The 6,896-nt window shown below is 69.0% G+C and carries 7 protein-coding genes; 1 reads left to right on the plus strand and 6 read right to left on the minus strand.

Going from position 1 to position 6,896, the window contains the following annotated elements; genetic code table 11:
* The 3 genes from ACWD4B_RS34755 to ACWD4B_RS34765 all read right to left on the minus strand — a co-directional run.
* Positions 1-588, minus strand: a 588-nt coding sequence (locus ACWD4B_RS34755; protein ID WP_451424516.1) for a cation:proton antiporter domain-containing protein, incomplete at its 3' end; no start/stop codon positions are given.
* A gap of 141 nt (positions 589-729) precedes the next feature.
* Entirely contained in the window at positions 730-1,566 is an 837-nt protein-coding gene (locus ACWD4B_RS34760; RefSeq protein WP_451424517.1) for an AfsR/SARP family transcriptional regulator, read from the minus strand.
* Positions 1,567-2,407: 841 nt separating this feature from the next.
* Complete coding sequence (locus ACWD4B_RS34765; RefSeq protein ID WP_451424522.1) at positions 2,408-2,611, minus strand: CGNR zinc finger domain-containing protein; 204 nt, start codon at positions 2,609-2,611, stop codon at positions 2,408-2,410.
* Between the two features lie 33 nt (positions 2,612-2,644).
* On the opposite strand from ACWD4B_RS34765, the gene ACWD4B_RS34770 reads away from it, so the two are divergent.
* Positions 2,645-3,511, plus strand: coding sequence for an alpha/beta fold hydrolase (locus tag ACWD4B_RS34770; RefSeq protein ID WP_451424518.1), 867 nt, complete (start codon positions 2,645-2,647; stop codon positions 3,509-3,511).
* Between the two features lie 326 nt (positions 3,512-3,837).
* On the opposite strand, the gene ACWD4B_RS34775 is transcribed toward ACWD4B_RS34770, so the two are convergent.
* The 3 genes from ACWD4B_RS34775 to ACWD4B_RS34785 form a co-directional block, all read right to left on the minus strand.
* On the minus strand, positions 3,838-4,263 hold the full coding sequence (locus tag ACWD4B_RS34775) for a hypothetical protein (protein WP_451424519.1): 426 nt from the start codon (positions 4,261-4,263) through the stop codon (positions 3,838-3,840).
* A 295-nt stretch (positions 4,264-4,558) separates the two neighbouring features.
* Positions 4,559-6,145, minus strand: a complete 1,587-nt coding sequence (locus tag ACWD4B_RS34780) for a GMC family oxidoreductase (RefSeq protein ID WP_451424520.1) — start codon at positions 6,143-6,145, stop codon at positions 4,559-4,561.
* Between the two features lie 157 nt (positions 6,146-6,302).
* Positions 6,303-6,872, minus strand: coding sequence for a TetR family transcriptional regulator (locus ACWD4B_RS34785; protein ID WP_451424521.1), 570 nt, complete (start codon positions 6,870-6,872; stop codon positions 6,303-6,305).
* Between the last annotated feature and the right edge of the window lie 24 nt (positions 6,873-6,896).

Below are 6,896 nucleotides of genomic sequence, written 5' to 3' on the forward strand. Positions count from 1 at the left end.
CGTTGACCCCGCGGCGGTTGCCCCCCCCCCCCCCCAGCCGGAAACCCACCAGTTCGCCCATGGGGGTGGAAACCTGGTGCCCCGTCTTCCCCGGCCCCCCCCCCCCCCCCCCCGCAGCCCGGTGCGGGGTACGACGAGACCGAAGACGATGATCCGGGCGAGCACGGGGAAGGCGGTCACGGCCATGGCCGTGCCGAGGAACACCACGAACACCACCGGCTCCCGGCTCGGGTGATCGCCGAGCAGTCGGAACGCGAGCAACGCTCCGAGCCCGAACGGCACCACGAGCGACCCGGCGCAGAGCCGGCCCATCATGCCCGCGCTCCGACGCACGACACGTGGATCGAACTCGAGGCCCACCAGGAACATGAACAGCGCCACACCGACGTTCGCGAACGCGCCGAGCAGCGAGCGGGTGTCGGCCGGGAAGAGCGTGTCGGTGACCCGGCCCCCGAACAGGGTGGGGCCGAGGAGCAGGCCACCGACTATCTCTCCGACGACGGAGGGCTGGCCGAGGCGGCGCGCGAGGGCCGCCATCACCTGGCAGACGAGGACGAGGGCGGCGAGGGCGAGCAGCAGCGAGCTCACGTCCGGGGTCCTCACCGTGCCATGGGAGCAGCGCGAAGGGGGAAGGCGGGCACAGTCTTCCTTTCCTGTCCGTGAGGCCGGCGCAGTTGCACCGCCGGAGTGACTCGACAAGTCGGATCCGACAGCCACCAGTTGTGCGCGCTAACCGGCAGAAGTACTCCGGCACCAGAGCTCACCTGACGGTCGCAGGCTGTTGACTTCCGATGCCACGGCAGACGAAAGTACGTGCTCTGCCCGTACGGAATCGTCGGCCAGAACGATGTCCTGCATCATCTGCAGGTCCCGGCTGGGACCGACACCGAGTTCGTCGCCGAGTATCCGGCAGGCCCTTTGGAACACTCCGAGCGATTGGGCGCGATGGCGCGACAAATAAAATGCAAGCATGAGCTGCTGGTACAAGATCTCGTTCAACGGATACTGCGTCACGTACTGGGAGAGGAAGTCGATCGCTGAGTGGCACTGGCCTGCGCGAAGCTGTGACCAGGCGGTCAGCTCGATGCAGTCCGCGCGCGACTGCTGCAGCCACGAGTTGAAACTTCCGAGGATCGGCCCCGAGTAAACCCCGCCGAGGGGGGTGCCTCGGCAGAGAGAAAGCCCGGCTTTCCAGGCGCCTACGGCCGTCTTGTAGTCACCGTTCGCCATGAGACGGTGCCCTTCGATCCGATGGCGATGGAACAACTGCAGATCGAGTTGCTCGTCGTGGAGCCGCATGACATAGCCCGGGAACTGACTCTGCAAAACACTGCCCTGTGCCGACTCGCCAAGTTTTTGGCGCAGCTTGGAGATGTTCACGTAAATCGCGTCGCGTGCTCGCCGTGGCGGCCGGACCCACACCTCGCTGATGAGGTCGTCAACAGTGACGACGTTTCCCACATTCACGAGGAGCGTGGTCAGGATGACGGACGAGTTACGGGACCTTATGGATCGGGTCTCACCGTTGGCGACCAAGCAGAGCGGTCCAAGGACTGCGTAGTACACGGAGCCGATCCCTTCAAAGATCAAACGGCCTGTCGGGAGTGTCGCGGGGTCTTTGAAGACGAAGGAACTCACTCGGGGCCCGTCCAGTGCCTGTGACCAAATTCGACGGAAGGCAGTGTTCACAGCCCTGGATTGGCGTTCTGGAGCATCCTGTCGAGCGCAGTGCATTGCGCGTTGCCCCGGACGGCCTTCGGCAGGCCGCCGGTGGCCATCACCTCGCTACCGTGCGACAACAGGCGGCCGAGAACCGGCTCTTCGGCGCGTACCGGACACCAGGATGTCCGCCTCGCCGCGGAGCGCGGTGTCCCGGCCGACGCGCCAGGTGGGCGCGACCGTGGTGTTCAGGTATCTGGCCAGGTCGCGGACATCGTCGGCGGCGCTTCGCTATAGGCCCCGCAGGAGTCGGTTGCCCGGTCGACTACGCCGACTACGGATTCCGAACTCCTGCCGTGGGCCGCACTGCCTCGCGCCGTGTTCGCCTCGCCGTCCGGCATGATTCCCCCTGGAACAATCAATCCAGCCCATGCTCTTGGAGCCTGCCCTGTTCCGCTGAAAACAGTCTGGGCGCCAACAGACCTGTCCGGATGATGACTCTTCCCGGTTTTTCGTGGCCGGTGATCGGTTCTCGGACTCGCGCAGCATGCTGTGGATGCAGTCTGTTGCAGTGCGACGTCGAGTGGACGACCCTGCTTCCGCGGCTGCACCACCGCCCCTGAAGGTGGTCCAGCGCCCGCTCAAAGGGCTTACTGCTAACGGCTGTCGCCCCCCGCCCCGACGGAGCCAGGACGGTGGCCACCAGGCGGCCACGGAACCAGCGGTGCTCCAGGGGAGGTTGCCGGCCTCAGCGTGGTGCCTTGGCGCGGCTTCGGTGAGCTTCTTGCTTCGCGCGGTTGCCGCAGGTCGCCATACTGCACCAGCGGCGAGCCCGGCTCCGGGTACGGTCAGCGAACAGCAGTGTGCAGGCCGACCCCTGGCAGGCCTTGACGTTCGTGAAGTCCTCCTGGCTGACGACCCCCGCCAGCGCCTGCCCGATCGGCAGCAGCAGCGACTCCGGTGTCCGCCATCGGCGCTCCGTGCCATGACCTCCATCGCCTACCGCTCGGCAGACGTCGACGGCCTGAGCATCTTCTACCGCGAGGCCGGTCCCGCCGACGCCCCGACACTGCTACTGCTGCACGGCTTCCCGAGCGCAAGCCACATGTTTCGCGACCTCATCCCGCGCTTGGCCGGACGGTTCCGCCTCGTGGCCCCCGACCTGCCCGGTTTCGGCCAGTCCGACATGCCGCCGCGCAACGACTTCGACTACACCTTCGAGCACATCGCGGGCGTCATCGACCGCTTCACCGAGGTGATCGGCCTGGACCGCTTCGCGCTCTACGTCTTCGACTACGGCGCGCCGACCGGTTTCCGGATAGCGGTCAAGCACCCGGAGCGGATCACCGCGATCGTCTCGCAGAACGGCAACGCCTACGAGGAAGGCCTGAGCGAGGGCTGGGACCCGATCCGTGCCTACTGGCAGGACCGGTCGCCGGCCAACCGCGACGCGCTGCGCAGCTTCCTGTCGCCCGGCACCACCCGCTGGCAGTACACGCACGGTACAGCCGATCCGACTGCGGTCTCCCCGGACGGCATGACACTTGACGACGCGTACCTGGCGCGCCCCGGCGCCGACGAGATTCAACTGGATCTCTTCGGCGACTACCGCACCAATGTCGCGCTCTACCAGGCCTTCCAGGAGTACTTCCGGCAGCACCAGCCGCCGTTCCTGGCTGTATGGGGCAGGAACGACCCGTTCTTCCTGCCCGCCGGCGCCGAGGCGTTCAAGCGCGACCTCCCCAACGCCGTCGTCCGCCTCCTCGACACCGGCCACTTCGCCCTGGAGACCCACGCCGAGGAGATCGCGACAGCCATCGACGAGTTCCTCACCCGAGAGAGCGCCGGGTAATCGGTCAACTTCTTGGGCGGTGGGCCGGTGGTGTTCTGCGCAGGCGAGCCGTACGCGAAGAACACCACCGGCTGGACCTCCTGCCGCAGGCCGCCGAGCCGGCCAAGGCCAAGCGTGAGCTTGCCTCGTGAGCGAGCCGGGACGGCGTCAGCGGGCTCCGCCGGAACGGTGGGGGACGGAATGCCGGACGGCCCGATGTGCTGCGAGGCCGGGCAGTGCGGTTGCAGTGCCGGGGCCTGTCCGGCGGATCTTCGTGGATCAGCGGGCGAGGGGCGCTCTCAGGGGCGCCGACCCGTATGAGCCCGCAGCCTGCGGGGTGACCGGGGCTACTTCTGGGTGTACGTGTAGGGGCTGGTGAGCGTGATGTCCGTGCCCTTGGGGTCCCAAATGCCGATGCTGCGGCCGCTGGTCTCCCCGTCCTTCGGCACCCACCCGAAGCAGGTCGGAACGGAGGAGTCGCAATTCCACTGGGGTATGACCCAGATGGCGCCGTGCTCGCCGCCGTTGCCGGTCAGGTTGAACGTGGTACACGTGCCGGACTTGACCACGTTGGTGTAGGCCTGCCGGTCCGTGAGGTGCACCTGGACCGCGACGGCTCCCTGCGGCGCCGGGCCGGAGTTGTTGCACAGCTTGAGCTGGTGGGGGGTGACGGCGTAGGCCTGGCCGGTGCCGACGAGGCCGGCCGCTGCGGCGGTGGCGCCGAGGACGGCGAGCGTGCGGGCGGTCCGCCGCTTGAAAGCGGTGAGTTTCATGGTGGTGCTCCTGGGGGGATCCGATGGACCGTGTGGCCTGCCGGACGATCGGTGCGCCGAAGTGCGCAGGACCACCATCACGCTCCGGTGTTGCCAAAAGGTTGGCAGATCGTTGACGCGGATACCCCAGGCCGTACGCAGGCCGGCACCGAGGAGTCGTGAGCACCCACCGCGCCGAATCCGCCGGACTGATCGGCGTCTTCCTCAACCGCCCTGCCTGGTCGTCAACGGACTGCCCCGCTCGGGAACCGCCCGGGCCATGACGCGCACATCGCCCCGGCCCCGACCCCGGCACTCAACCGCGGATGAGGCCGGCCGCACGGTGTCCGACGACCACGCACGGGGCCATGGTGTTCCCGGAGGTCACACGGGGCAGCACCGATGCATCGGCGACGCGCAGGTTCTCCACGCCCCTGACACGCAGCTCGGCATCGACGACAGCGTCGCCGTCAGTGCCGATCCGGGCCGTTCCGCACTGATGCCAGTACGTGGTGGCCGCCGTGCGGATGTAGGCGGCGACCTCGGCGTCGGAGCCACCCCCGGGGATCGCCCGGGAGCCGCGGTAGGGGCGCATCGCCTCCGCGTGGGCGATCTCCTCGGCGAACCGGTACGCCTCGACGGCGTCACGGAGGTCGTCGGGCTCGTCGAAGTAGCCGGTCTCGATCACGGGAGCGCTCGCCGGGTCGGCATCGGCGAGCCGGACCGATCCGCGCGACCGCAGGCGCATGCCGGGCAGGAGGGTGAAGGCGGACTCCGGCCTGCCGTACCGTGCCTCCGCTTCCGGGCTCATGAACGCGATCGCACCGGCGTACATGAAGAACTTCGGCGACTCGGCGTGGCCGTCGGTACCCCAGAAGCACACGGCCTGGGCGCGCGTCGGCGGGGGCATCTCCCGCGCGCCGGTCTCCCATACGCAGCCGAACAGCAGGTGGTCGTCGAGGTTGGCGCCCACACCGGGCAGATCCTGGAGGACGCCGATGCCGAGCGACTCGAGGTGCCGGGCAGGCCCGATGCCCGACTGCATGAGGATCTTGGGTGTCTGTACCGCCCCGAGGCTGAGCACCACTTCGCGCGTGGCGCGGAAGCGGACGAGGCGGCCCTCCGACACGGCCTCGACACCGACCGCGCGGTTGCGCTCGAACACGACCCGGGTGACCAGCGTCCGTGTGAGCACCGTCAGGTTGCGCTGGTGTCGCCGTGGAGCGACCAGCGCACGGTAGGGCGAGCGCCGCTTGCCGTCCTCGGCGAACTCGTCCCGGACGGCGCAGCCACTGCCCCGCTCTGCGAGTTCCCCGTTCGGGCTGTCGTAGCGGTCGAGCCCCGCCGACTCGGCCCCCGCCAGCATCGCCGAGAAGAACGGGTGCAACGGCTGCGCGGGCTGGATGTGCATCGGCCCTGCGGTGCCCCGCCGTTCGGGGTCGGGCTCGCCGCGCCAGGTCTCCAGCTCGCGGTAGACGCCGAGCGTCGAACGGTAGCCCCACCGGGGGTCCCCGCAGCGTGCGGCGAGGTCCTCCCAGTCGTGTCGATGGCCGCGCGACCAGGCCCCGGCATTGATGCTCGAACCGCCGCCGAGCCCCCGGCCCATCGAGTACGGCAGGCGCCGGTGGTCGATCCGGGCGCCCGGCTCGGTCACGTAGCCCCAGTCGCGTTCGCTGCCGAGATTCTCGAGCCACCGGTCGGGGTCGGACACCCGCTCGTCGGCGTCGTCGGGGCCCGCCTCCAGGAGCAGCACCCGCAGGTCCTCGTCAGCGGCAAGCATCCCCGCGACCGTCGAACCGGCCGGGCCAGCGCCGCACACGATGACATCGAAACCGCCGTCAATGCTCTGCCCGCCCAAGTCGGCGGCTGATGCGGCTTCCCTCTGCTGTCGACGCTCAGCCACGTTGCTCACTCCTCGTCAAGGCCCGCCTATGCGGACGTGAGTGTTGCCCAACTCGCCTGGCCCGGCCACCCCGTGACGGCCGTCCCGACGGCGCGAGCACCTGGTCGCCGGCCCACCGCGTCAGCCCCGCGGCTCGGCCTGCTCGCCTCGCCTCCGCTCATTGGTTGCCCGTGGCCAGGGCCCTGAGCTCGTCCAGTGTCTCGCGCATCAGTTGCGGCATCTCGCGCTGTTCGTCCGGTGCGATCCAGCGTTCGAAGCCGACTTTGAAGACGACGATGCCCGCCTCGGCGGTCAGGGTCGCGGTCGGCTCGGTGACGCCGCGCCGGTGCAGGGCTTCGGTGAGTGCGGCCGACAGCCTGGCGAGCTTGATCAGCTCGCGCTCCTGGAGATGCGCGTTCGCCGTGATCACGCTCTGCCGCCGGCGTGCGACCTCGCGCCGGCCGGCGAACATCTCGCAGACCGCGTCAAACCCCGCCAGCAGCACGTCGACCAGTGCTGCGGACCGCGGGGCGTCGGCGACAGCCTGCACGAAGAGCTCCCGCATCGCGGGGGCTCCGGCGAACAGCACCTCGCGCTTGTCGGCGTAGTGACGGAAGAAGGTCCGCTCGGTGAGCCCGGCCCGTTGGGCGATCTCCGCCACGGTGGTCTGCTCGAAACCGCGCTCGCTGTAGAGCTCCAACGCGGCTGTTGCCAGCCGTCCGCGTGCGTTCGGCTCCCACCTGGCCATGGGAGGAATTCTACGTGATGACAG

Source organism: Streptomyces sp. NPDC002536, from assembly GCF_053594995.1.

Coding starts and splice junctions, on each gene's coding strand:
- ACWD4B_RS34770 (WP_451424518.1), top strand. CDS start 2,645: ATGACCTCCATCGCCTACCGCTCGGCAGACGTCGACGGCCTGAGCATC.
- ACWD4B_RS34775 (WP_451424519.1), bottom strand. CDS start 4,263: ATGAAACTCACCGCTTTCAAGCGGCGGACCGCCCGCACGCTCGCCGTC.
- ACWD4B_RS34785 (WP_451424521.1), bottom strand. CDS start 6,872: ATGGCCAGGTGGGAGCCGAACGCACGCGGACGGCTGGCAACAGCCGCG.